This window comes from Sporosarcina jeotgali (genome assembly GCF_033304595.1).
Classification (GTDB): Bacteria; Bacillota; Bacilli; order Bacillales_A; family Planococcaceae; genus Sporosarcina; species Sporosarcina jeotgali.
Map to the genome: position 1 here is coordinate 3,109,080 of NZ_CP116341.1, position 25,549 is coordinate 3,134,628.

Sequence of the window (25,549 nt, forward strand, 5' to 3'; positions counted from 1 at the left end):
GCACATCTGTTGCGGGGCTTTTTTTGTTACATGAGGAATCTATGATTCAGGAGTGTTGTTATCGTTGGAAATTGAACACTATATGCAAATTGCTTTTTCACTTGCACGAGGTGCAGCAGGTCAAACTTCACCCAATCCACCCGTCGGTTCTGTAATTGTGAACCAGGGAAGGGTTGTCGGAATGGGGGCTCATTTGCGCGCTGGCGAACGTCATGCAGAGCGGGTTGCTCTGGATATGGCAGGCAAAGAATCTGCTGGTGCAGATTTGTACGTCACTCTTGAACCATGTTCGCATACCGGAAAAACACCTCCATGCGCAGAAGCGATTTTGCAAGCAGGCATCTCTCGTGTCTACGTTTCAGCGTTAGATCCGAATCCGTTAGTTGCAGGGTCTGGAATCCAGCGGCTTCGAGATTCAGGTGTCGAAGTACAAATCGGAGTCTGTACAGATTTAGCACGCGAATTGTATGAACCTTTTTTTCATTTCATTCAAACCAAACAACCTCATGTAACGTTAAAAACAGCTATGACATTAGACGGTAAAATCGCAGCATTTTCAGGACACAGCAAATGGGTGACAAGCGAGCAAGCTCGACTTGACGTCCATCGTCTTCGCTATGTCCATGATGCCATTTTAACCGGAAGTAAAACGATTCTTCACGACAATCCCCTTCTTACCACCAGATTGCCCCAAGGTGGACTCCACCCTATTCGAGTTATTTTAGATACACACTTATCTACACCTGTTGCGAGTCAGGTTATTCAAAACACGGACGCCCCTACCTGGATTTTTTGTGGCAGCGCCGCTTCAAAAGAACGCGAATTGAGTTTCTTGCCGTATAATCACGTCGAAGTTTTTCGTATGGAGAAGCCTGCCATTGCAGTGTCTGACGTACTAGATCAACTTGGCGCGCGTGGCATCATGACCCTTCTTGTAGAGGGAGGATCTTCTGTAAATGCTTCTTTTTTACAAGGGGATGCTGTCGATCGGATCATTACGTACATTGCTCCAAGAGTACTTGGCGGTACAGATTCTCTCACACCAATCGGCGGGGAAAATCCTGCCTTGATGAGTGACGCGAAAGATTTTATTTTCGTAAAAACGGAACAGCTTGGTCCAGATTTAAAGGTAACGGCTGTACCAAAAGGATGTGATTCTAATGTTCACAGGAATCATTGAGGAAATTGGGACTGTACGAACAGTCCGCTCATCAGGTCACTCGATGGAACTTACTGTGGCAGCTGCAGAAATACTGAAAGATGTCCGTTTAGGAGACAGTATTGCTGTTAACGGGACTTGTCTGACCGTGACATCATTTACAACGGGTCAGTTTACCGCAGACGTGATGCCTGAAACGTTTCGAACGACGTCGTTACATAACGCAAAAGCCGGTACTTCAGTAAATTTGGAACGCGCTCTTCGCGCGGATAGTCGTTTGGGCGGTCATTTTGTTTCCGGTCATGTCGACGGAACTGCGATTGTCCAAAAGTGTCAGCACATCGAGAATTCGCTTGTCATGCATTTATCACTCCCGCCTGGCGGATTGAACTACGTGCTACCGAAAGGCTCGATTGCACTCGACGGTACGTCTTTAACAATTTTTGACGTGACTGATGAAAGCATTTCGATTTCACTCATTCCGCATACTCAAAAAACAACGGTTCTCGCGGCGCGCAAGCCGGGTGACTGTGTCAATGTGGAATTTGACATGCTCGCAAAATACATGTTCAACATGCTGCAGCGACGTACTCCTTCCGAAAAACGAACTTTGAACGAGGACTTTTTACAGCAAAATGGATTTTTATAAGGAAAGGGTGTTTGCTCATGTTTGATACGATCGAAGAAGCGATTCAAGACTTAAAACTCGGGAAACCGATTATTGTTGTGGATGATGAAAACCGTGAAAACGAAGGCGACTTCATCTGCTTAGCAGAACACGCGACCCCTGAGATGATCAATTTCATGGCAACGAAAGGACGCGGACTCATCTGTACGCCGATTACTGAATCGAAAGCGGTTCAACTCGGGCTCCCGATGATGACCATGCACAATACGGATGCACATGGAACGGCTTTCACAGTGAGCATCGATCATGCAGAATCCCATACAGGTATTAGTGCCTTCGAACGTTCGGAAACGATTTTAAAAATGCTTGAGCAGCGAGCAGCGCCAAGTGACTTTAAGCAGCCAGGTCATGTCTTTCCACTGATTGCAGAAGCTAACGGAGTGCTCAGCCGAGTAGGTCATACCGAAGCTTCCGTCGATTTAGCCAGACTTGCAGGAAGTGAACCTGCTGCGGTCATTTGTGAAATCATGAGCGAAGATGGTTCGATGGCTCGGGTTCCTGAGTTACGAAAGCTTGCAGACTCGGAAGGGCTGAAATTGATCAGCATCGAGGATCTGGTGCATTACCGTCTTGCCAATGAAACACTCATTACACGTGAAGCTCAGGTCATATTGCCGACGTCTCTTGGTCTATTTAAGATGATCGGCTATACCGAAAAAATGACTGGTAAAGAACACGTCGCTCTTGTTAAAGGTGATCTGACGAACGCAGAACCTATACTGGTCAGAGTCCATTCCGAATGCTTAACCGGGGATATTTTCGGTTCTACCAGATGTGACTGCGGTCCGCAGCTCCACGCAGCTTTGCAGCAGATTGAAGAAGCGGGGCGCGGCGTCCTGCTTTACATGCGTCAAGAAGGACGGGGAATCGGACTTATTAATAAGTTGAAAGCGTACGAATTGCAAGAGCAAGGACTAGATACTGTCGAAGCAAATAAAGCGCTTGGATTCCCTGACGATTTGCGTGACTACGGAATCAGCGCACAAATCTTACAAGACTTAGGGATTGCTGACGTGAGATTGCTGACGAACAACCCTAGAAAGTTAGATGGACTAGCGGAGTATGGACTCACAATTACAGAACGTGTTCCAATTGAGCTCCCTGCACTTCCTGAAAACAAACGTTATATGGAAACAAAAGTAGAAAAACTCGGTCATTTATTGACACTATAGGAGGCAGTCACAATGGGAACTGTATATGAAGGTCATTTAGTTGGTACAGGATTAAAAATCGGAATTGTAGTCGGCCGGTTTAATGAATTCATCACAAGTAAGCTGCTTTCTGCTGCACAAGATGCATGCAGACGCCATGGCGTTTCTGAAGAAGACATCGACCTGGCGTGGGTGCCGGGTGCTTTTGAAATTCCGATGATTGCTAAAAAGATGGCAGACTCTAGTAAATACGATGCGGTCATCACACTCGGCACCGTCATCCGTGGAGCAACCCCTCACTTTGACTATGTTTGCAGCGAGACCGCTAAAGGTGTAGCGGCAGCTGGCTTGCAATCAGGAATTCCCGTCATCTTTGGCGTACTGACAACGGATTCTATTGAGCAGTCGATTGAACGCGCAGGAACAAAAGCTGGCAACAAAGGCTGGGATGCGGCGGTCTCTGCAATAGAAATGGCGAACTTGAATAAGCAATTTTCTTAAGAACATCTGCTAGTTTCTTTTAAAGGTGGGTTAAGTTGTTCTGAAGTAGGATATAGGAATAACTAGAGGGATTGGTGCTTATAGAAATTGAGGTACTTATCCGCCGCTTGCTGAAGGAGGAATTCACAGATGTCACTCACATATACATTTAAAACAGATCAGTTAACGAAAGAAAATATCCAACAATTATTTCTGTCTGTAGAATGGGAATCTGCTTCTCATCCAAATGATTTGTACAATGCTATTCTTAACTCTCATTCTGTTGCAACTGCATGGGACGGCGGCCGGCTGATTGGACTTGCCAATGCAATGTCTGATGGATCTATGGCTGTCTACTTCCATTACGTCCTCACAGATCCAGACTGTCAAGGGCAAGGTGCAGGTAAAGAGATTATGAAGATGATGCTGGAAAAGTATAACGATATGCACACGAAAGTACTCGTTTCTTATCCAAAAGCGGTTGGATTTTATGAGTCTCTTGGCTTTGAACCAGAAGAAACCAGTACACCGATGTATGTATTTTCAAGCTAATTCTATTCATAATTAATGAATAAAAACGCATCCCTGTACAATCGGGATGCGTTTTTTCATTTTGTGAAATCTATTTTTTTCGCTAAAACGAGCATGATACTGCCGCCGACGGTCATTGACACAAGTTCGCCAGCGCCTACCGTAAACCACGTAAACCAAAACGGAGCGCCGTACAATAGGGTCAGCTGTCCTGCAACGGTGAACATGGAAACAGCAAAAATTACGGCAGTCCAGACAAATTTCATTTTGTCTGACTTCAGCTTCTTTGTAGCAGCCCGGCTAATAAGCAGCACAAGAAACGTGGCTACTCCGCCAATTGGCACGTCCAGGAACCACGTAGGTGAGAAGAAGTTCGCAAGTACCACTCCGGCAGTCACAGCGATAATATAACGCTTGTGGAACAACGCCAAGTAGTTGAACATCTCCGACAGTCTTAACTGGACTGCACCGAAACTGATGACTGCAAGCGTGAGCGTGACAGCGACATATAGTCCTGCCACTACCGCCATTTTCGCAAGCTCTCCGACCGCAATCCGCGGACGCTCTTTTGCGAGTAACGTCATGTATAGTCCTCCTTTGTAAAACAGCAAGCTGCTGTTTTAGTAATAACTGCGACCAAAGGAAGAAGAAGCCGATTGCTTCGTCAAAAAGTGCCGCAGTGCAGGTTAAAAACCTGCTTGCCTAGTATAGCAGAATACATGTGTCCTGAAAATGGTTACTTAGCCGTCCAGCCGCCGTCAATGGGAATGACCGTTCCATGAATGTAATCGGAAGCAGCTCCTGCTAAATACAGTGTCAACTTCGCGACTTCTTCAGGCTGTGCCCAGCGGCCTGCGGGTGTTTCGTCCGCAACCCACTCTGCTATTTTCCCATCGCCTTCAAAATCAGCAGCATTCATCGGAGTTTGAATCGCACCGGGCGCAATCGCATTGGCACGAACTCCTTCTCGGCAATAATCGAGATCCACTTGTTTTGTATAACCGACCACTGCATGTTTAGAAGCGGTATATGCTGCCCCTCCACCGCCTCCTACCAAGCCGGCAATGGAAGCCATATTTACCAACACGCCGGATTTCCTCTTGAGCATATAGGGCAAAATCGTATTCGTCACGAGGAACATTCCTTTTATATTGGTGTTCATTATTCGATCCCATAGCGCTTCATCAGTATCTAATGTTTTTGCAAATCCATCAAGCACGCCAGCTGTATTGCACAGTATGTCAATGTGTTCAAAAGCATCGGTTGCTCGTCTTACTGCTTCAGTAACATCCCTCTGGTTACTCACACTTCCTTTGCTATATCGAAAGCTTTCCGGATACTGAATTGCTAGTTTTTCCAGTCCGGCTTGATCAACATCTAAGCCGTAGACTGATGAACCCTTTTCTAGAAATGCATTTGCTTGGGCGTACCCAATTCCTGAAGCCGCGCCTGTGATGAAGGCTGTTTTCCCTTTAAATTCAATTTGTGCCATTGTTGGATTCCTCCATTCAAAAAGCTCATGATTGCTCATGAGCTTGTGTGTTCACTTATTCTACAATCGACCAGTCTTCTGCTAACAAATCGCATACTGTCGGTGTAAACATCGTATAGCCTTCACCAGTTACATTGATAACGAAATATGGATTCATCTTTTCCCCATCTAGCTCTTCAGCTTCTACGAGTTTCACATAAAGTTCAGCACCGCCCCATCCATTCCGAATGACGTTGTCGCCTGCTTTTAGACGCGGTAAAATCTCTTCAAATGTCATCATACATTCATCCTTCCAGATTTAAGATTCGTTTTCTGCTTTCGACTGTTTACAGCCGCCATTCGCTTTCACCCACGTTAAAATTGAACGGATGACCGGATCGAATGCTATTCCTTGTTCCGTTAGCTCGTATTCGACTTTGCGGGATGCCGGTAATGTACGCTTCACTGCAAAACCATGCGCTTCTAATTCTTTTAAGCGTTCAGTCAGCAGCCGGTCTGATATGCCTTCAATCTCCCCAGCTAATTCATGATAACGTTTCGGTCCATCCAATAGATGATAAATGATGATGCCCATCCATCGTTTCCCGATAAATTCGATCGTTGCGTGAAAACTGTCACAAGCTGCTTGTCCATTTTGCTGAGTCGATTGAATAAGTTCGCCGGTTTTTTTCATCATCAAAACCCCTATTCTTTAGTTATTTCCACTTTACCATAGTCATAGTTGACAAACAAGCTTACCAATAGTAAGCTGAATTCTGTACTTACTAAAGGTAAGTTGAATTCAAATGAATCCACAAAGGAGTTTTTCATATGACAGAACTATTTGCACCCCTATCAGAAGTCATTCACGCTCGTAAATCCGTACGGAAATTCGATTCGGACTATCAGATTGCACCAGGAGTGATCGAAGAGATGCTGCAAGAAGCAACACTTGCTCCTTCTTCAAGTAACCTGCAGCCTTGGCGTTTCATCGTCATCCAAGACGAAGAAGCGAAAAAGAAAATTAAAGAATTCTCATTCAACCAAGAGCAAATGGAAACTTCCTCTGCTATCATCGCAGTCGTTGGGGACACAGAAATGTATCACAATATCGATGAGATCTATTTATCAAATTTAGAAGCCGGCAACATTGATGAAGTGAATGTCCAGCGACAAATTGATAATGCTAAAGCGCTTTATCCGAATGCTCCTGCAGACGCACGTTTAACGATTGCTGCGTTCGATGCCGGGCTTGTTTCCATGCAATTCATGCTGATTGCAAAAGCAAAAGGCTACGACACAGTTCCTATGGGCGGGTTCGATAAAGCACAATTTGCTAAAGAATTTAACTTAGAAGACCGTTACGCTCCACTCGTGCTGATTGCGCTTGGTAAAGCCGCTGCACCTGCATATGGGTCAACGCGCTTGCCTCTTGAGAAAATCACCTCATTTGTATAAGTATTAGATTAAACGCACCCATAACTTGGGTGCGTTTTTGTATGGACTCATTAATCTCCTTCTCTCCATCATTTTCACCTGAAAAAATAGCCTGCATCGCCAACTGACGATGCAGGCTGTAACTAATTATGGAGTATCTTCAACTGTTAAATTACGTACATACTGACGATCTCGTTCACTGACACTCAGTCGGTTCATATGTTTTCGGAATGCACTCATAACAAATGCATGCATATTTGCTTGAGTAACGTAGTAGACAAACCACGGAAGTGATGGCAAGTAGTCGTGAATTGCGACAATGGCTTCATTTGCACCCGGGATTTTACGGAACTCCATTCGTCCCCGTTCATTCGCTTGGTCATCCAGCAGGAAACCGCCTGTTATATAATACAGTGCGCGGTCTTCTGTGCTGCGTTCGCCGGAATACGATAATTCCAGCAGCGTTCGATTGCCCAGAAATCCTATTTTACAATTTAAATCACTATCTACCGTTGTATGCACCCAAGGATTTAAGAACGTCTCTAACCATTTTACGTAATAACGTGCAGCCTCATCTGCCGTCCATCCATGCGGCAATTTAATCCGCTGAACTGAGCGGACGTCCTGCTTCAACGGACCTAATGCTGGCAATAACGGCATGGCTTTCTTTTCTTTCTTAGCATCTGCATCTAAGGCGAGTTGTGCCGCTGCTTTAAACGGGGTTTGCCCATTACTAATACCTTCTACAGTATGACTTTTATGGACGATCATCGGATGCTTTAAGCTTTCCACAAGTGGATACACCATCTCTTTTGGAGTATTCGTGACGAGTCTAAGCCACAATCTTGAAAGGGTTAACGAGAAAAATGGCACGTTGAGCATCTTCGGGTTTTTTCCCATCACGTTAGCGGTCGCTTTCATCATCGTTCGATACGTCATCACATCTGGCCCTCCGACATCTATCGAGCGGTCTTTCAAATCAAAGTCCATAATAATAGACGTTAATGCCGTTAACACGTCTTTCAGTGCGACTGGCTGAGTTTTTGTGCTCGTCCACTTCGGCAAGATCATAATTGGCAGTCGTTTCACAAGCTTCGACAGGATGGGAAATGACGAGCCTTTTGGTCCGACTATCAAGCCTGCCCGCAGTGCGGTCACTGGAACATCATAAGCACGCAAAACCCGTTCCACTTCCAACCGGCTTCTTAAGTGCTGGGAGAGTTTCGATTCGTGTTCCTCAGGAATGATCCCGCTCAAATAGACGATTTGCTGAATACCTTGACGTTTTGCGGCTTGCGCAAAATTATCCGCCAAAATTACGTCCATGTCTTCAAAGTTACCTTGCGTCAATTTTGCGGATTTCATCATTGAATGGACTAGATAGACTGCAATGTCTGCCCCTTCTAACCCCTTTTCCGCATCTTTCATCGAAAACAAATCACACGAACGCCATTTTACATCATCTGTATCTTTACGGCTTCCCCCATTTCGAGAGAGTCCAATTACAGTTGCTTTCCCTTTTAAACAATCTAACAAGTTATGGCCAATATATCCGCTTGCTCCCGCAATTGCTATGACCGGTTTTCTTTCTGCCACATAATCCGCCTCCTTGGTCAATCAATCTATTTCTCTGTACCCCTGCACCCGTCTCTTTAAGCCTTCATCCCTTTAGGGTCCACTTGATTTAATTCCAAAATAACAGATTGAAAGTTCTTACTTCTTTAAGTATACTCAATTCATTATGAGAAGGGGTGTCTCTATGAAATTATTGACGTACGATGATCCGTTAGCATTTGCTTGTAAAGCAGAACCGATTTTATCTGAAGGAGAGGACGTATACAGTCTGTTCAATGGGGTCTTGCAAGCCATTAAAGTGGGGTAAGGTGAAAGACCCGTTCATGGCTACAGCAGAACTGGATGGCCGCGTAATTGCGCTGTTCCAAATGACGCCCCCCTTTCCGCTCAATATGATTTTTACGGATGAACAGCACATGGATTCAGCAATTGACAGTCTAGCAGAGTATTTACTGTCCAATGAAATTGAACTGCCTTCCATCATTAGTCTAAAGCCGTGGGCAGAGCGATTCGCAGATAGTTGGACAGCTAAGACCGGTCAGTCCTCCAAAGTTATTATGGATCAAGGGCTTTATCGGCTGGATAACGTGAATGAGACTCTTGAAAAAAGTTCCGGTAAATACAGGCTGGCTGAAGACTCAGACAGCGCCTTGCTGGAAGAATGGTATGTCGGGTTCATAGGGGATACGAATATGCCGGAAGCCACTCCTGACCAGGCAGCGGAGTGGGTGGCACGGGCTGTCGAACTTCAGGAAATTGTACTGTGGGAAGATAATGGAGTCCCTGTTGCTTGTGCCAAACGGGCAAGACCGACCCAGAACAGCATCACTGTCTCTTTCGTCTACACCCCGCCCGAATTCCGTCGAAAAGGGTATGCGCGGACACTTGTTGCTGATTTTTCCAAGGAATTGTTAAACGACTATCAATTCTGCATGCTCTATACAGATATGATGAACCCTACATCTAATAAGATCCATCAAGAAGTCGGATACCGGAAGATTGCGGATTCTGCACAATTAGAGTTTGAGGGGAAGGGTTACATTATGAAGTCAGCTAGAGAGAGACTGGCAATTAACTGATATGAGTTGATTCCTGGGCAGGCATGTTGTGCGTCGAAATGAGCGGGTCGCTGGCGTTAACGAGCGGGTCGCTGGTGGTAATGAGCGGGTTGTCAGCCGAAACGAGCGGGTTGCTCGTGGTAATGAGCGGGTTGCCAGCCGAAACGAGCGGGTTGCTCGTGGTAATGAGCGGGTTGTCAGCCGAAACGAGCGGGTTGCTCGTGGTAATGAGCGGGTTCCTGGCCGAATCGGGCGGGTTGCTCGCGTTAACGAGCGGGTTGTCAGCCGAAACGAGCGGGTTGCTCGTGGTAATGAGCGGGTCGCTGGCCGAATCGAGCAGGTTGCTCGTGGTAATGAGCGGGTTGCCACCCGAAACGAGCGCATCACCGGTCCAATCGAGCGCTTATCGTAACTCGTCACTCCACTCAGACAATCTGACCCCTTCATTTTGTTCAAAATTGACACTTTCTATTAGACCAGTTATTTGCTAAAGTTTAGCAATACTGCAACAACCGCAGAAATGATGAGGGGGTCATGATTGATGAAAGCTGTTGCTTCAACAACGAGAACCAGATCTACTACGTTTGATATGATTTTATCCGCTATGGGAATTGCACTTGTATTTGTCGCTACACTCTTATTGAATATTAAATTGCCCATTACAGCCAATGGAGGACTTGTACATCTGGGTACAGGGATGCTCTTTACCTTTTCAATTCTGTTTGGTCCGAAAAAAGGAGCCATTGCGGGGGCATTCGGAATGGGCTTGTTCGACTTAGTTTCCGGATGGACGCTATGGGCGCCAATTAGCCTTATAGCTCGAGGTCTGCAAGGATATATCGTTGGGAAAATCGCTTGGTCCAACGGCCGTAAAGGACGCAGCACCACCTTTAACGTAATTGCCATGGCTGTTTCTGTTCCTGTCATGCTTGTTGGATATTACGCAGGAGAAAGTATTATTTTCAAAAGCTGGGCAGTTCCACTCGCTTCAATCCCGGGAAATCTTGTACAAAATGCTGTCGGGATTGCTATTGCTATTCCTGTTTGTGCATTACTTAAGAAAGTCACAGTGTTTAAATAAAACCTCAAAAGCCAAACTCCATTTGAATCGGCGTTTGGCTTTTTTATTGGAATAAATGGATTGTCAATATACAGCGTTCTTCAACATCTCATGGAGTATGAAAAAGCTATCGAATTAAAAAACTCTGCTAAAAGTTTCACGTTGTCATTAAACACTAATCTCGATAAAAAAACAGCAAGGGGAAGGTTTGATTAAATAAAATTCTTAGAGCTTAGAAAACAAACTGCCTAGCAGAATGCGCTAGGCAGGTCTATTTTACGTATATACACGCTGCTGCTTTGTCGGAAGCAGCATTTTCCAGCCAACTAGACATCCAACTGCAATTACGACTAAATAAATCGGAGTTCCATATGAAATCTTGGACATCAGGAGATGAACGCCTGCAAAAACTCCGATGAGCAGCATAAAGATGATTTGCTTTGCTGTTCCGGATTGCACGGACTCACCCATTGGAAGTGAAAATGGCCATGTTCCTTTTGATCCTATCGCATAACAGATGACTGCATAGAATACAGCCGAGAGCAGGATGATTATCAGATCCGGAACCACACGCCATCCAAACAAGAATGTGAAAATTACTGACTGCAAAATGTACACAGGTAAAAACAACTGAGCCAAGCTCGCTTTCAGAGCAGCGCGTTTCACACGGGACGCACTAGTTATCGGAGAGACCGCATAGATCCATGCTCCCTTGAATTTACCCGAATAACTCAGCATGATCACGAGTGGCGCAATGATGATAAATCCAAAGTAAATCATAAAATAAGTGTTGGAGTTGATCATGTCTTCCCATGTTCCATCTGATAAAAAGATATAAAGAAAGAGAAAAGGTGCAATGAATCCGATTCCTAACGACGGATACACTTTCAGTTTAAAATCACGTTCGCGTTTCATTAATTGCCATGAAAATCGAAAGCTTGCACGCTCTTCCTTGTTCCTGCACAGGACTGCCTCCCAAAACTTCATCAACAGAGCACGAGGCTGCTTCCCGCCTCGCGCTTCAGCCATTAGCTTCTGTAAATCACGCTCAAATAAAGGCATCTTACGGATGTACATCCAAATCGCCAAAACGGGAATAATAATGGCGGCTGCCGAAAGTACTACGAGAGGCTGACTAGTATTTCCTCCAAGCAGCCATTCAAATGGTGCCGCGAACCATAGCGGCGGCATTAAGAGGTGCCACCAATTGAACTCGTACGTGACATTGAGACCTACAAGATCAAACGAACGAATGACTACTTGATAGCCAACAAAGACTCCTACTGATAAGAGAATCTGTACGTAATTGATCATATCTTTTAGTCGTTCGCCATCAAAAACACGCAGCATAATCATGTATGTAATTGCAGTAAGTGCAATAATAAGCAGCATCATGAAGAGCAGCATCACAAGGAACAACAAGAAAAATAAAATTCCTTTAAACACCAGGATAACGATGGAAGGAATACCGAGTAGTGATAGTGCAATCAGCGTCATGTAAATGCTGATATGAACTAATTTAGCGGCGTTCAGCGTTCTATCATCTACTGGCGCAGCAGCTAGCAGAATCCGATCCCTTACATCCAGGAGTACGCTAGAAAAGTCCGCAATTAGGGATGTCATGATCATAAACATTGCAATGCCGAATACAATTCCCATCTGCAGCATCACACTGTCGCCAAAGAACAGGAAAGGGATTGTTGCGAGCCCATATAGCACATACAACGCTAGCGACTTTAGAAACTGGTTGCCTTCTTTTAACTTGGTTTGTGAAAACACAACAGGAATGCGCCGTTCATCCATTGTTAATTTCAATCCGACGATTGCCCGCATTGAAGGATAGTCAATTCCAAAGGCTTGGAAAATCCCTTTAAACACGTCCAGCACGCGCAGCGAACGGAAGTTACCCATCCGTCTCACCGCCTGTAACAAGTTCTACAAAGCGCTTCGCTGTTTGCTGATGTTCATCAAAACCTGTCAGCTGATTGAAAATCATTTCAAGCGATCCTGCTTCACTCTGTCCTTTTAATTCATCAAATGACCCATCAGCCGCTATTTTCCCGTTGTACAAAAGCACGATACGGTTACTGATTTTCTCGACCACATCCATAATGTGTGATGAGTAAAAAATGGTCTTCCCACTCGCTGCAAGCGCCGCTAAAATATCTTTAACGACCATGACACTATTCGCATCGAGCCCACTCAGTGGTTCATCTAAAAATAAAATATCAGGATCATGAAGTAAACTTGAGATAATCAGCACCTTTTGCTTCATCCCTTTAGAGAAAGAAGAAATTCGTGTGTGCAAGACTTCTTCCAATCCCAGTACAGTCAGGAGTTGGCTTGCTTTTTCTTCAACGGCCGTTCGATTCATCCCATACAGTTCACCCACGAACGTCAAATATTCCATAGGTGTCAGCGTATCGTAAATTTCTGCATTCTCCGGCACATAGCCGATTCTGCGTTTAACGTCCTGGTTTTCGTTCCGTAAATCATTTCCGAAAATTTCGACGGTCCCTTTGTAATCTTGAAGCAGACCCAGCAGGATTTTCAACGTTGTACTCTTCCCGGCACCATTCGGCCCGATGTAACCTATGATTTGTCCTCTAAAAACATCAAGTGAAATTCCATCCAGTACTCGTTTTCCAGGAAATTCCATCGTGAGGTCACGCATTGAAATAATTGGTTCTGTTGGCATCCATTAGTTCCCCCAAACCGCTCTATTTGTCTAAGCGTAACAAGATGCCAGGGAAATTCCAAATGTTTTTTTGAATAATGGGGAATATAGAGATAGTTTTAAGGGGAGTGGGGTTGGAACGAGCGGGTTCTCCGCCGGAACGAGCGGGTTCTCCCTCGGAACGAGCGGGTTCTCCGACGGAACGAGCGGGTTCTCCCCCGGAACGAGCGGGTTCCACGCAGGAACGAGCGGGTTCTCCCCCAGAACGAGCGGGTTCTCCGACGGAACGAGCGGGTTCTCTGCCGGAACGAGCGGGTTCCCCCCCAGAACGAGCGGGTTCCACGACGGAACGAGCGGGTTCCACGACGGAATGAGCGGGTTCCACGATGGAACGAGCGGGTTCCACGCCGGAACGAGCGGGTTCCACGATGGAACGAGCGGGTTCTCCCCCAGAACGGGCGGGTTCTCCCCCAGAACGAGCGGGTTCTCCGCCGGAACGAGCGGGTTCCACGATGGAACGAGCGGGTTCCACGCCGGAACGAGCGGGCCGGTATCCCATTGAGAAATCAGTGACAGTTACTAACCGAGTTGCTTAATACGCTAGGACCAAGCCTGCCTGTTTTAGTATTCGAGAGACGTACTTGAACTACCGCATCCTGCATTTCCGCGGTAATTAAGTCAAACCTTCCCGCCCAGCTGGGACCATTCATCTCAGGGGTGGGATATAGGTTAAATCTCCAGCTGATTTCTCCTGGTATATAGGCAAATCCTTCATAGCTGTCGTAGTCGCCGTAAGTGGAAGGTTCAGGGAGATGAACAGCCAGAATACTGACGTTCGTCCGTGCAAAACTGGGCGGATTCAATTGCACTTTGTATACTAATGCTGCACCTTTCGCGTTCTTCAACTTTTTGTCAACCGGCTCCAAAACCACACTGCATGGCTCTGGAATCCCATCTGAAGAATTACCATTCGATTTAATAAGCGCCTGTACCTCAGATGGTCTTTCCATAGTTACAACAAATATAGCCATTAAACTGAACATCAGCATCAAAAACACCACATGGCCAGCTTTCATCTACTTACACCGCCCCATTTTTAGAGGTAGTATTTACTTTTAACTGAATGCTATGCGCTTAAAAAATCAAATCTGTATGTTTTTGTTCATGTGCAAGCAGCCATTCTTTTCTCCACAAACCGCCTGCGTATCCCGTCAACGTTCCATTCGATCCGATAATCCGATGACATGGTATGATAATACTCAATTTGTTTTTACCATTAGCCGTACCGACTGCGCGCACTGCTTTCTCATTGCCGATAAAACGTGCAATATCGCGATAGGATGCAGTTTGTGCGTAAGGAATCTCCGTGAGTGCCTGCCAGACATTACGTCTAAACTCAGTCCCTTCGTTTTCATAAGGAACCGTAAACTCCTTGCGTGTTCCACTAAAGTATTCATCCAGTTCGTCGTAGCAGTCTTTGACTACTTGAAACGTTAAATCGGTTAGACCATTTTTGACAACGTCTGAATCCGTGAACAGAATTGAAACAATTGCTTCTTCAGTCCCCACTATTTCAATTACGCCAATAGGCGATTGATATTCCACTTTTGACGTGACGGTACTAGCTTCTTCATGATGAATCGATGGTTGCATAATGACGATCTCCTCCCCGATTTTCATTTTCTATAGTGTAACGAAAAAAGAAACTTGACGCTACTTCACAACGATAAGCTCTGTATAAGTCAAAAAAAAAAACGCATCCTATCTAAAAGGAGTGATGCGTTTTGATGATTAAAATTGCGATTGCCATCGGACTTTTCATCGCCTCTTATTCCCCTCATTCACCAATTGCTGAAGTGGTGCAGGAAGGGACGCCTGCTTATGCAAAGTGGTCCAGGCTGGCCATTAAACAAACGCAAGCGAACTATCCGCAAGCGAGCATTATTGACTACTTGTATATGGGCAGCGCACAGAATGATGGTGCCACGATTGCTACCTTTCGTCTCTGGCTGCGTGAAGGGAAACGGGAATACGGCGTTGTCGTTCGAGTGACGTATATAACGGAAACTGAAAAACTGGAGAGTGTAAAATTTCACGAGATCCTGCCGCCGGGTGGAAGTGAGAAAAACTGACTCTCACTTTCCATTTCCCCCTGTGCAAATGCTTGCAAACCTGAATACAGCGAGGACCCCGATAACCCGGCGTCTATAACAGTTACATACCCGCCATGCGCGACTACCTTCAAAACCCCCTCACAGACCGACTGTAAGGGGGTTTTGAAGGTTTCAGTTCTTTTCAGTTTCTATCACGATTACTTCAGGGATTTCATCAACTTCCAGTTCAGCATCGAGTTTCAGCGACTTGGCAGTAGCTGCTTTCACATCACGAAGCATTTCTGGATTGTCTACCAATGCTGTTCCGTATGAAGGAATCATTTCTTTGAACTTTGCTTCCCATTCATTTTTCCGATCCGGGAAACACGTGTTCAAAAGATTAATCATAACGTGAACCGCAGTTGATGCACCAGGGGATGCCCCGAGTAATGCAGCAATTGAACCGTCTGCTGCGTTGACCAATTCGGTTCCGAATTGGAGCGTTCCTTTTCCGCCAGCCTCAGTTTCTTTAATCACTTGTACGCGCTGCCCTGCAACAACAACATCCCACTCATCAACCTTCGCATTCGGGATGAATGTGCGTAACTCTTCAACTTGCTGTTCTTTTGATAGCATAAGCTGTTGAACGAGATACTTTGTCAGTGACATCTCTTTCATACCGGCAGACAACATATTGACGACGTTGTTCGGCTTTACTGAAGAGAGCAGATCCATCATTGAACCTGTTTTCAAGAACTTCGGTGAGAAGCCTGCAAACGGGCCGAACAGTAAAGACTTTTGGCCATCAATATAACGTGTATCCAAGTGAGGAACTGACATCGGCGGTGCCCCGACTGATGCTTTACCATATACTTTTGCGTAATGTTTTTCTGCAACTTGCGGGTTGTTGCATACTAAAAACAGTCCGCTGACTGGGAACCCGCCAATTCCTTTTCCTTCAGGAATTCCCGACTTTTGCAGCAAGTGAAGGCTGCCGCCGCCACCGCCGATAAAAACAAACTTCGCAGTGTGACGTTCGATTTCTCCGCTCACTAAATTTCGAACTTTCAGCTCCCAGCGTCCATCGCTCTTCTGTTTCAAATCCTCTACACTGCGACGGTATTGAAGTTCTACGTTTTCACGCTGCAGATGGTCAAATAACATATTTGTCAGCGCACCAAAATTGACGTCTGTCCCCGCATCAATTTTAGAAACCGCCATCGGCTCAGTAGTTGTCCGATCTTCCATCATCACCGGAACCCACTCTTTTAACGTGTCACGATTTTCCGTGTACTCCATATCTTGAAACAGCGGGTTTTGCTTCATCGTTTCATAGCGCTTCTTTAAGAACGTCACGTTGTCCTTACCTTGCACATAACTCATGTGAGGGAGTGGACGGATAAAGTCTTCAGGATTTTGAATTCTTCCGTTTTCCACTAAAAATGACCAAAACTGCTTAGATACTTGAAATTGTTCGTTGATTTTAATCGCTTTGTTAATATCAATGGAACCGTCTGCCTTTTCCGTTGTATAGTTCAGTTCACATAATGCAGCGTGACCTGTACCGGCATTATTCCATTCATTCGAACTCTCTTCCCCTGCACGGTTAAGCTTTTCAAACACGGTAATATTCCACTCTGGAGCTACCTCTTTCAGCATTGCTCCAAGCGTAGCACTCATAATGCCGGCGCCAATCAAAATAACGTCTGTATTCGTATCTCTGTTGCTCATTTGACCCATCCTTACACACTGAATTTGCAAAAAAAATGACAGCATACATACCTGCACCTTTTTCGTCTAGTTATTCCTTGTCAAAATCTATACGATTGAATTCATTAATAAATAAACATGCTTTACTCTCCCAATTATAGACTAATTCAAAGAGATACAAAAGAGAGATGTTTGGAATAACGGCATAACTTCCTTTACGCATAAGTTCAAATAGACCGTTCCCTGTTGCAACTATTATAAGGAAGATCGTATTGGATACTCGACTTCTGCATAACTTGAAATAAATGGTAAACCAATTAGTGACATTTGTAATGAATAAAACCCGCACGTCACCTACTATTCTTAGGTGATGTGCGGGTTTTCTAATTCCCACGAAAAAGTATGTACGGTATGAGTACTGTTTCAACATCCTAAAGAATAGTTTTGAGAATAAGCACAACTGTGTCTTCAACTACATCCAAAGACTGAGTCAAAATCAGACTTATTGTTGCCTGAATTTTCCAACATTAATGTTATGTTGTTAATAGTTAGAAATTAAAAGGAGGTTTTGCTATGCGCATTTTAGAATATATCGTTAGAAAAAAGGTATTGGTCAGTCTGCTCTCTGTACTGATTATCGCTCTTGGTGGAGCAGCTGTACTTCAATTGGACAAGGAAATTATGCCATCTATCGGTATGGATGGTGCCTTTGTCAACATCGATGCTGGTGAATTGTCCGCAATCGATGTTGAGCGAACGATTACCTCACCACTTGAACAAAAGATCCAAGTTATCGAGGGCATACAGGAGGTTCAATCCAAGACCCACCGAGGAGAAAGTTCTTTACAGATTACTTTTGAACGCGGACGGGGAGAAGAATTATCTAAAAAGGTCCATCAAGCGGTGACTGAACTAAAAGCCGCTCAACCTGAGATTAAAGACGTATATTCAAGCCAGTACGGTGTGAACCAAGGCTATGAGTTTTACATGGATATAACAGGCGGAGATATGGAAATGATGCCTGACTTTGCAAAAGACGTCTTAAAACCGCGGCTTGAAGGTTTACGTGAGGTCGCTGACGTGAATCTGTCGGGACTGCCAGAGTCTGAAGTAGCCGTTCAGTTTAAGCGCGATGAATTGATCAAACACGAATTGGATATTTCACAGGTGACCAGCATAATTGCTGAGGCCAATTCTGAAGCAACACTCGGAGAATTGACGAGTGATTATGACAACGCAACGGTTAGATGGAATACAAAGTTGGAGAGCGTGGCATCACTTAAACAACTTGAAATTCCAACAATTGCTGGAACAATTCGATTGGATGATATCGCAGCGGTTTCCTTAGTACCTCTGGAAGGTTCATCATTCGTCTGGAAAAACGGAACGCAAGACTTAGTGTTCGTACAAATTAGTCGTGCCTCCAATGTTAACCAAATCGACATGGCAAAAGCCATTCGAGCAGAAGTCGAAAAAATTCGAGAAGAAGGTTTTATTGACGGCTTCACATTAAATGAAATGGTTGCTCAAGCAGACTTTGTTAAAGAATCTATTGACGGAATTACTGTCAATATACTTATAGGAAGTATTGTCGCAGTTGCTATTCTATTGGTTTTTCTGAGAAATATCCGAGCGACGCTTATTATCGGGGTTTCCATTCCCACTTCTGTTCTTCTTACTTTTCTAACCGTCTATCTATTAGGCTATAGTTTGAATGTACTGACACTTATTGGGCTAGGGTTAGGGATCGGAATGATGGTGGACTCTTCCATCGTAATCCTGGAATCGATTTACCGGCAAAGAGAGCTCGGTCTCGGAAATCTGGAATCCGTGCTCACCGGTACAAAGGAAGTTGCTGGTGCGGTGTTTGCATCCATGTTGACGACCATTGTCGTGTTCTTACCCATAGGTTTCATTGGCGGTGATCTTGGCAGGCTCATGATTATCCTATCAATCGTTATTGCTATTACACTGATCAGTTCCGTTATTGTCGCTTTTACGGTCATCCCAACGTTATCCGAAAAATTCTTGCGGTTCAAAAAGAAGGATCCGGTTGCTAAGGAAGGCTTCATAACAAAAGGTTACAGTGCCGCTGTTTCTTGGATTGTCCGAAAAAAGAAACGCAGCGTACTCATCATTGGCCTTTTTTCTGCACTCTTTGTCGGCTCTCTCTTCCTAGTTCCGATCATCCCGATGACCGTGATGCCTGACATTTTCAACCGTTATACAGAAGTCGTGATTGAATTGGAGTCAGGTATTCACGAAAAAGACAAAGCGGAAGTGATGACAGCTGTGAATGAACGTTTAGAATCCATTCAGGATGTTGAATCCAATTATCTATTGGATACCGACGGGTTGCTCATTGGCATCATTAATATGACAAAAGGCGATGACATTCACAAGAACCAAAAAGAGGTTAATGAGGAGATTTTAAAAAGGTTGCGCGAATTAGTACCTTCCACGCCGATTACAAGTGTTCAAAGTGCTATGGACGGCTTGGCCGGGTCCCCTGTTCAAGTGATCATTAAGGGAGATGACTTCGACACCTTACAAACCCTTTCAGATAAATTCAAACAAAAGCTTGATGCCGTTGACGGCATAGTAGGAATTACGGATACTATGCAGCATGCAACACCAGAGCAAGTCATTGTTTTAAAGGAGAAAGCAATTCAGGACGCAGGCTTGTCTGCGTTACACGTGAAACAATTCCTGGAACAAACCTTTTTTAATGCACCTATCGGACAAATCACAATTGCAGATCAGGCAGTTCCAATAATCGCAAGTTGGGACGCGAAAACAACAACTGCTGATGCCTTGCTCAATTTAAGGATTCCGACAACCGATGGCGAAAAGAAATTGTTTTCATTCATAGATTTAAAGACCGTTCAGACGCCAAATGAGATTATGCATAAAGACGGTGATCGCTATATTACTGTTTCTGCAGATATTGAAAAAAGGGATTTAGGAGCCATCCATCGCGATGTCCAAAGGGTTTTAAAAGACTTCAACACCCCTAATGGATATACCGTTGGGGTCGCTGGAGATATCGAGCAGCAACAAGAGCTGATGATGGAAATGATAGTGGTATTGGCCATTGCATTATTTCTTGTGTACTTTGTTATGGCTGTGCAGTTCAATCACTTAGGGCATCCCTTCATCGTCATGTCCATCATCCCAATGGCAATTATCGGTGTCATTATCGGATTGGTCGTCACACAAAGAGAACTGAATCTCTTGTCGGGCATGGGGATTATCATGCTCATTGGAATCGTTTTGAACAATGCTATTTTGCTCATTGACCGGACAAATCAGTTGCGTACGGAAGGTCAATCTGTTGATGAAGCACTCGTTGCAGCAGGTAAACAGCGAATACGTCCCATCCAAATGACCACATTAACAACGGTTGGAGGTATGTTGCCTCTTGCTCTTGCATCGGGTGTGTCCGGCAACTACCAAGCACCTCTTGCAACAGTACTCATTTTTGGACTGCTATTTTCAACCATCATTACGTTGTTGCTAATTCCTGCGGTTTACCGGGTGTTTACTGTTAGTAAGATTAAATCTAAAACGGAATAAATTTAAAACCGCATTCAGTATTAAGCTGAATGCGGTTTTTGAAGAATCTGCATCAATTAAGTATCTCAGATGCTCTGTGGATTTCATTCGATTACTTTTGCCACCCAATGCCCCTCCGTTACCTCTACCAACTTTGCATTTGTTACATCAAACTTTTTATCTGTTTCTCCCTCTTTATGAAGCTGACGATGCTTATTTGTGCCTGCTCTAGGGTCCGGGATAGGAATAGCGGCCAGCAAAGATTTTGTATAGGGATGCAGCGGGTTATTATACAACTCTTCGCTATCTGCCAGCTCAACAATCTTCCCTGCGTACATAACCGCTACACGATCACTGATGTGCTTTACCATCGATAAGTCATGGGCTATGAATAAGTATGTAAGGCCCAGTTCGTGTTGCAGGTCTTCTAGAAGTTTTACAATTTGTGTTTGGATGGAAACATCAAGTGCTGACAATGGTTCATCACAGACGATGAAATCCGGCTCCACAGCCAACGCACGTGCAATTCCAATTCTTTGGCGCTGGCCGCCAGAGAATTCATGAGGATAACGCATCGCATGCTCGGGCTCCAAACCGACCATCATCAGCAACTCTTCAACTCTTTTCTTACGTTCAGTTTTGTTCTTGCTTATCTGGTGAATATCTAATGCTTGCCCGATAATATCGAGTACCTTAAAACGGGGATTCAGAGAGGAATATGGATCTTGGAAAATCATTTGCATATGTCTTCTCATGCGTTTCATCTCTTTTGAAGTAAAACGGTTGATGGCCATTCCTTGGTACAACACTTCCCCATCCGTCAGTTCGTCCAATCGTAAAATTGCACGGCCTGTTGTGGACTTTCCGGATCCTGATTCGCCTACAAGGCCCAATGTTTCACCCGGTCGAATGTGAAAACTAATATCGTCAACTGCCTTCGTTAATCCCTTTTTCCCACTATCAAAGTACTGTTTTAGAGACGTCACTTGAACAAGGGGAATCGACTGATCAATTCCTTCTGGAAGTTGAGATACACGCTTTTCTTTTTTCTTTTCATCCAGGCGCGGCAGTGCGTTTAATAATTTTTTAGTATACGGATGTTTGGGACTTTCAAATACCTCAAATACTGATCCTGTCTCCACAATCTTACCTTTCTTCATAACTGCGACACGATCACACATTTCCGCTACTACGCCTAAGTCGTGGGTGATCAATATTATAGAAGTACCAAACCGTTGTTGAAGGTTCTTCATCAGATCTAGAATCTGAGCTTGAATGGTTACGTCTAGGGCTGTTGTAGGTTCATCTGCAATTAGTAACGAGGGCTTACAAGCAAGCGCAATTGCAATCATGACACGCTGACGCATACCGCCAGAAAACTCATGGGGATACTGATCATACCGAACTTCACTATCCTTGATGCCAACCATCTTTAAAAGTTCAAGAGTTTCCTTCTTCGCTTCTTTCTTTGATACGTTCATATGTTTTAATATACTTTCACTAATTTGTTTCCCTATCGTTTTAGTGGGGTTTAAAGAAGTCATTGGATCCTGAAAGATCATACCAATTCCTTTCCCTCTAATCCCCTCCATCTCTTTCTCTGTTTTTATAGTTAAATTTTCTCCTTGGAATTCTATAGTTCCTTCTTTCATATACGAAAGAGGTGAAGGCAATAACCGCATAATGGAACGGGCAGTTACACTCTTCCCACTACCAGATTCCCCTACAATACCAAGGGTTTCTCCTTTTTTAACATCAAAACTCACACCGCGTACCGCATCGAGATTTTCATCCCCCATCGTAAAGGAAACGTGTAGATCTTTTACTTTTAAAATAGGTTCCACTGGAAATCCTCCTTTTTTGTCATGTTTATTTTGTTTCAAGAATAGAATTGACAACTATTATCTATTTGACTATAGTCTAGTATACCAATCGGAATTAAACAATATAAAAAGGTGGTGGAATAATTGGTACTGAATATCGCTTCGCTTCTTCAAAAGTCGTACAAAGAGAATCAACCGAAAACAATGGTTCAAGTTTTACTGTTTCTAGCAGGGTTACCTGTTCACCTAGTTGTTTATTTTATTTACTTGATGAAGAAAAAAGACCAAACTCTCATTGCTCAGTTGGACGGCATACGCAGCGAGCTATCAAAAAAACACTGCACGGATCAATGGCATTCTGAGTATGCAGACCAGCTAGTTCGTAAGCGGAACTTCCTTCAGGAGGATGTTAGCGACAAAGAAATACATAAATTGTCTGAAAAGCTAGCGGGAAATAGGCTGGAAGAAGAGATTTTACGTTGCACAGAAGAATACTTAACACAAAATCGAGTGCGAAAAGAAACTTATTCAGTCTACTTTCATTCTCTGCTAAAACGTCCGGAATTTTTACTCTATACGTTGCTCCCTGGTGCTCTGATGTACGCACTGTTACTGCTGTTTAGCAATCCATTTCTAACCTATATTGCAGAAAGACTCGTACAAAGTGTACTTGTCATTGTTGGGGTCGCAGTGCTGGTATTTACGATTCTTTATATCTCTCCATTTGATCCGGCTTCTAATATTCTTGGCGAATCCGCCACAAAAGAACAAATTGCAGCATTCAACCAATTACACGGTCTCGACCTATCCTATTGGCAGCAGCTATGGAATGCGGTGAAAGGAATCGCTACATTCGATCTCGGCACTTCATTTGCGGGGAATGAAGATGTAGCAACAAGTATCGCCAACAAATTCCCGGTTACGTTAACGATTGCGCTGTTCTCGGTCATTATGGCAGTTGTCATAGCGATTCCAGTAGGCATTCTTTCCGCAACTCGACCCAATTCGTTCTTGGATTACTCGTTCATGTTTATTGCGCTAATCGGCTTATCGATTCCGAACTTTTGGCAAGGTCTAATCTTCATTCTTAATTTCTCGATCAAATTCAATTGGCTGCCTGCGACATATAGTCCTAGTAATCACTTATCCATGATTATGCCTGTTGTGGTTCTTGGAACTGCGCTAACTGCTTCTATAGCAAGAATGATGCGCTCGTCCTTACTTGAAATTATTCACGAAGACTACATCATTACAGCACGGGCGAAAGGTCTAACCAAAATTCAGATGTTATGGAAACACGCTGTAGGCAATGCGATGATTCCCGTCATTACCGTTATTGGCCTCTTGTTCGGAGGAATGCTTGGGGGAGCTGCTGTGACAGAAAAAGTCTTCAATATAAGAGGGATTGGCAGTTACATCGTTGACAAGCAATTCATCCCTGACATCCCAGCCATCATGGGCGGTGTTGTTTATATCGCAATCACAATCTCGATAGTCAATCTACTTATTGATATTTTGTATGCGTTCCTAGATCCACGAATTCGCTCTAAGATAAACCAATCGTAAGGTAGGTGAAATCATGAAAAAATCTTTTAACAATCGCCATGCATTGATAATATCAAAAGATTATCCCCAAGCTAATTTCACATGGGTTCTATCGTTAGCTATCGCTGTAATCTTCTTGTGGAACAGTTTTTCAACTAAAACTGATGGGTTAAACCCCGTTGTATTCACCTTGTTCTGCGCCTACACGTTGACTTCCATCTTCCAGCTATTCATCGCCAGGAAGATGAAGAAGGATCTGCTTGATACTGGTGAAATCAGCAAAATGACGAGACGTTTAGGTTATGTACAATTAGTCAGTTTACTAACTGGAAATATTTTTACGGCTGCGTTTGCTTTCAACTTAATTAACAAAAGAAAGACCCCTGAGTACACGTTTGCAGTGTATATGTTATTAACACAAATCGCTGTCCTCGCCATAAGCTCTGTGAATCTATTTAAGCCTTATGTCAGCGATACGTTCCTAATCGCTATGGGGATTCTTTTACTCTTTGCTTTGTTTTACCTAGTGGTCCTGATCCTGTCGGTCCTTTATGTAAACGAGTATTCTGCTCCACGCTGGATGTCTATACTTTCTATCGTTTTAATGGTAACTGCTGCTACAGGTAACTTATTTGCCTTACTTCTAGGTTGGAGCTTGTTCATGAAGTCTAGACGCTTCGATTCTTCCCGTCTGATGAAGTGGAATGTGATGTGGGAGAAAATCACCCGAAACTCCACTGCCGTACTAGGTATGTTTTTCATCCTTCTCATGCTTGTCATTTCCATCACGAGCCGATTCACATTCGACTATGCACTTGCTGTAGAAAATAATTACGGAGCTATCTTACAAGCTCCAAGCCTTGCATATCCATTTGGAACGGATAACTTTGGACGTGATGTGTTTTCGAGAATTGTGTTTGGAGCGAGGATTTCATTACTCGTAGGTTTGGCATCGACACTATTACCCGGACTAATTGGAGGGTTCTTAGGAGCCATTGCTGGATATTACAGTACTCGCATCGACAACTGGATTATGCGTCTTCTTGATATTTTATACTCGATTCCTGGAATTTTACTTGCAATCGCTATTATCGCTGCTTTTGGAGCAAATACGGTTAATTTGATAATTGCGCTAAGCGTTGGATCCATTCCTACTTATGCCCGCACCATGCGTGCGAATGTACTTATGGTTTCCAACTACGATTTTGTCGATTCTGCTAAGGCACTAGGTGCATCAGACTTTTCAATTCTATTTAGACAAATCGTTCCGAACTCACTTGCTCCTATGATTGTAAAATCCACGTTGACAATTGGCGGGGCAGTAATTGCAACGAGCAGTTTGAGTTACCTTGGCCTTGGTGTCGAGCCTCATATTCCAGAATGGGGAAATATCTTAAAAGTCGGAAGTACCTATCTGGAGACTAATTCGTATCTGGCAATTTTCCCGGGACTTGCAATTATATTGCTCGTTCTCTCATTCAATTTCCTTGGCGACGGACTTCGGGATGCACTGGATCCAAAACTAGACTGACAACT

26 protein-coding genes are annotated in these 25,549 nt (G+C 44.1%); 15 read left to right on the top strand and 11 right to left on the bottom strand.

Features of this window, described 5'->3' with window-relative positions:
• The first annotated feature begins 64 nt into the window (after positions 1-64).
• From ribD to PGH26_RS15710, 5 genes are all read left to right on the top strand, one after another.
• Positions 65-1,180, top strand: coding sequence for a bifunctional diaminohydroxyphosphoribosylaminopyrimidine deaminase/5-amino-6-(5-phosphoribosylamino)uracil reductase RibD (gene ribD / locus PGH26_RS15690; RefSeq protein WP_323691946.1), 1,116 nt, complete (start codon positions 65-67; stop codon positions 1,178-1,180).
• Positions 1,161-1,808 (top strand): riboflavin synthase, encoded by a 648-nt coding sequence (gene ribE, locus PGH26_RS15695; RefSeq protein WP_323691947.1) that lies wholly within the window; start codon positions 1,161-1,163, stop codon positions 1,806-1,808. Before ribD ends, ribE begins: the two co-directional genes overlap by 20 nt.
• 17 nt (positions 1,809-1,825) lie before the next feature.
• Positions 1,826-3,019: a bifunctional 3,4-dihydroxy-2-butanone-4-phosphate synthase/GTP cyclohydrolase II gene (locus PGH26_RS15700; protein ID WP_323691948.1), complete on the top strand. Its 1,194-nt coding sequence runs from the start codon at positions 1,826-1,828 to the stop codon at positions 3,017-3,019.
• 12 nt (positions 3,020-3,031) lie between these two features.
• A complete protein-coding gene (gene ribH, locus PGH26_RS15705) occupies positions 3,032-3,499 on the top strand; it encodes a 6,7-dimethyl-8-ribityllumazine synthase (protein WP_323691949.1) in 468 nt (155 codons plus the stop codon).
• A gap of 129 nt (positions 3,500-3,628) precedes the next feature.
• Positions 3,629-4,030, top strand: coding sequence for a GNAT family N-acetyltransferase (locus PGH26_RS15710; RefSeq protein WP_323691950.1), 402 nt, complete (start codon positions 3,629-3,631; stop codon positions 4,028-4,030).
• Positions 4,031-4,086: 56 nt separating this feature from the next.
• Here PGH26_RS15710 and PGH26_RS15715 read toward each other — a convergent pair whose 3' ends face one another.
• From PGH26_RS15715 to PGH26_RS15730, 4 genes are all read right to left on the bottom strand, one after another.
• Entirely contained in the window at positions 4,087-4,593 is a 507-nt protein-coding gene (locus tag PGH26_RS15715) for a QueT transporter family protein (RefSeq protein WP_323691951.1), read from the bottom strand.
• A 152-nt stretch (positions 4,594-4,745) separates the two neighbouring features.
• The gene (locus PGH26_RS15720; protein WP_323691952.1) at positions 4,746-5,501 is read right to left on the bottom strand and encodes a 3-oxoacyl-ACP reductase; all 756 of its coding nucleotides are present in this window, start codon (positions 5,499-5,501) and stop codon (positions 4,746-4,748) included.
• Between the two features lie 55 nt (positions 5,502-5,556).
• Positions 5,557-5,778 carry a DUF2829 domain-containing protein gene (locus tag PGH26_RS15725; protein WP_323693545.1) on the bottom strand — a complete coding sequence of 74 codons (222 nt, stop codon included), beginning with the start codon at positions 5,776-5,778 and terminating at the stop codon, positions 5,557-5,559.
• Between the two features lie 21 nt (positions 5,779-5,799).
• Positions 5,800-6,174 carry a winged helix-turn-helix transcriptional regulator gene (locus tag PGH26_RS15730; RefSeq protein ID WP_323691953.1) on the bottom strand — a complete coding sequence of 125 codons (375 nt, stop codon included), beginning with the start codon at positions 6,172-6,174 and terminating at the stop codon, positions 5,800-5,802.
• A gap of 137 nt (positions 6,175-6,311) precedes the next feature.
• Here PGH26_RS15730 and PGH26_RS15735 point away from each other — a divergent pair, with 137 nt between their 5' ends.
• Positions 6,312-6,938: a nitroreductase family protein gene (locus PGH26_RS15735; protein WP_323691954.1), complete on the top strand. Its 627-nt coding sequence runs from the start codon at positions 6,312-6,314 to the stop codon at positions 6,936-6,938.
• A gap of 126 nt (positions 6,939-7,064) precedes the next feature.
• Here PGH26_RS15735 and PGH26_RS15740 read toward each other — a convergent pair whose 3' ends face one another.
• Positions 7,065-8,513, bottom strand: coding sequence for an NAD(P)H-binding protein (locus PGH26_RS15740; RefSeq protein WP_323691955.1), 1,449 nt, complete (start codon positions 8,511-8,513; stop codon positions 7,065-7,067).
• A gap of 163 nt (positions 8,514-8,676) precedes the next feature.
• Here PGH26_RS15740 and PGH26_RS15745 point away from each other — a divergent pair, with 163 nt between their 5' ends.
• Genes PGH26_RS15745 through PGH26_RS15760 form a run of 4 tightly spaced genes read left to right on the top strand, consistent with a single transcriptional unit; the run spans position 8,677 to position 10,631 of the window.
• On the top strand, positions 8,677-8,799 hold the full coding sequence (locus PGH26_RS15745) for a hypothetical protein (RefSeq protein ID WP_323691956.1): 123 nt from the start codon (positions 8,677-8,679) through the stop codon (positions 8,797-8,799).
• Positions 8,800-8,815: 16 nt separating this feature from the next.
• Positions 8,816-9,571 (top strand): GNAT family N-acetyltransferase, encoded by a 756-nt coding sequence (locus PGH26_RS15750; RefSeq protein WP_323691957.1) that lies wholly within the window; start codon positions 8,816-8,818, stop codon positions 9,569-9,571.
• Positions 9,572-9,594: 23 nt separating this feature from the next.
• Positions 9,595-10,041, top strand: a complete 447-nt coding sequence (locus PGH26_RS15755) for a hypothetical protein (RefSeq protein ID WP_323691958.1) — start codon at positions 9,595-9,597, stop codon at positions 10,039-10,041.
• A 50-nt stretch (positions 10,042-10,091) separates the two neighbouring features.
• Positions 10,092-10,631 carry an ECF transporter S component gene (locus PGH26_RS15760; protein ID WP_323691959.1) on the top strand — a complete coding sequence of 180 codons (540 nt, stop codon included), beginning with the start codon at positions 10,092-10,094 and terminating at the stop codon, positions 10,629-10,631.
• A 255-nt stretch (positions 10,632-10,886) separates the two neighbouring features.
• Here the strand turns inward: PGH26_RS15760 and PGH26_RS15765 are convergent, their stop codons facing one another.
• Together PGH26_RS15765 and PGH26_RS15770 are read right to left on the bottom strand one after the other, a co-directional pair.
• Complete coding sequence (locus tag PGH26_RS15765; RefSeq protein WP_323691960.1) at positions 10,887-12,521, bottom strand: hypothetical protein; 1,635 nt, start codon at positions 12,519-12,521, stop codon at positions 10,887-10,889.
• Positions 12,514-13,308 carry an ABC transporter ATP-binding protein gene (locus PGH26_RS15770; protein WP_323691961.1) on the bottom strand — a complete coding sequence of 265 codons (795 nt, stop codon included), beginning with the start codon at positions 13,306-13,308 and terminating at the stop codon, positions 12,514-12,516. The genes PGH26_RS15765 and PGH26_RS15770 overlap by 8 nt, the downstream gene beginning before the upstream one ends.
• 70 nt (positions 13,309-13,378) lie before the next feature.
• On the opposite strand from PGH26_RS15770, the gene PGH26_RS15775 reads away from it, so the two are divergent.
• Positions 13,379-13,849, top strand: coding sequence for a hypothetical protein (locus PGH26_RS15775; RefSeq protein WP_323691962.1), 471 nt, complete (start codon positions 13,379-13,381; stop codon positions 13,847-13,849).
• A gap of 4 nt (positions 13,850-13,853) precedes the next feature.
• Here the strand turns inward: PGH26_RS15775 and PGH26_RS15780 are convergent, their stop codons facing one another.
• Positions 13,854-14,363 carry a YoqH family protein gene (locus PGH26_RS15780; RefSeq protein WP_431312504.1) on the bottom strand — a complete coding sequence of 170 codons (510 nt, stop codon included), beginning with the start codon at positions 14,361-14,363 and terminating at the stop codon, positions 13,854-13,856.
• Positions 14,364-14,421: 58 nt separating this feature from the next.
• On the bottom strand, positions 14,422-14,940 hold the full coding sequence (locus PGH26_RS15785) for a methylated-DNA--[protein]-cysteine S-methyltransferase (protein WP_323691963.1): 519 nt from the start codon (positions 14,938-14,940) through the stop codon (positions 14,422-14,424).
• A gap of 134 nt (positions 14,941-15,074) precedes the next feature.
• On the opposite strand from PGH26_RS15785, the gene PGH26_RS15790 reads away from it, so the two are divergent.
• Positions 15,075-15,419 (top strand): DUF3889 domain-containing protein, encoded by a 345-nt coding sequence (locus PGH26_RS15790; RefSeq protein ID WP_323693547.1) that lies wholly within the window; start codon positions 15,075-15,077, stop codon positions 15,417-15,419.
• A gap of 153 nt (positions 15,420-15,572) precedes the next feature.
• On the opposite strand, the gene PGH26_RS15795 is transcribed toward PGH26_RS15790, so the two are convergent.
• A complete protein-coding gene (locus PGH26_RS15795) occupies positions 15,573-17,168 on the bottom strand; it encodes a malate:quinone oxidoreductase (RefSeq protein WP_323691964.1) in 1,596 nt (531 codons plus the stop codon).
• A gap of 495 nt (positions 17,169-17,663) precedes the next feature.
• On the opposite strand from PGH26_RS15795, the gene PGH26_RS15800 reads away from it, so the two are divergent.
• Positions 17,664-20,666 carry an efflux RND transporter permease subunit gene (locus tag PGH26_RS15800; protein WP_323691965.1) on the top strand — a complete coding sequence of 1,001 codons (3,003 nt, stop codon included), beginning with the start codon at positions 17,664-17,666 and terminating at the stop codon, positions 20,664-20,666.
• 83 nt (positions 20,667-20,749) lie between these two features.
• Here the strand turns inward: PGH26_RS15800 and PGH26_RS15805 are convergent, their stop codons facing one another.
• Positions 20,750-22,489 (bottom strand): ABC transporter ATP-binding protein, encoded by a 1,740-nt coding sequence (locus tag PGH26_RS15805; protein WP_323691966.1) that lies wholly within the window; start codon positions 22,487-22,489, stop codon positions 20,750-20,752.
• A 123-nt stretch (positions 22,490-22,612) separates the two neighbouring features.
• Here PGH26_RS15805 and PGH26_RS15810 point away from each other — a divergent pair, with 123 nt between their 5' ends.
• Complete coding sequence (locus PGH26_RS15810) at positions 22,613-24,034, top strand: ABC transporter permease (RefSeq protein WP_431312505.1); 1,422 nt, start codon at positions 22,613-22,615, stop codon at positions 24,032-24,034.
• A gap of 13 nt (positions 24,035-24,047) precedes the next feature.
• The gene (locus tag PGH26_RS15815) at positions 24,048-25,544 is read left to right on the top strand and encodes an ABC transporter permease (protein WP_323691967.1); all 1,497 of its coding nucleotides are present in this window, start codon (positions 24,048-24,050) and stop codon (positions 25,542-25,544) included.
• The last annotated feature ends 5 nt before the right edge of the window (positions 25,545-25,549 follow it).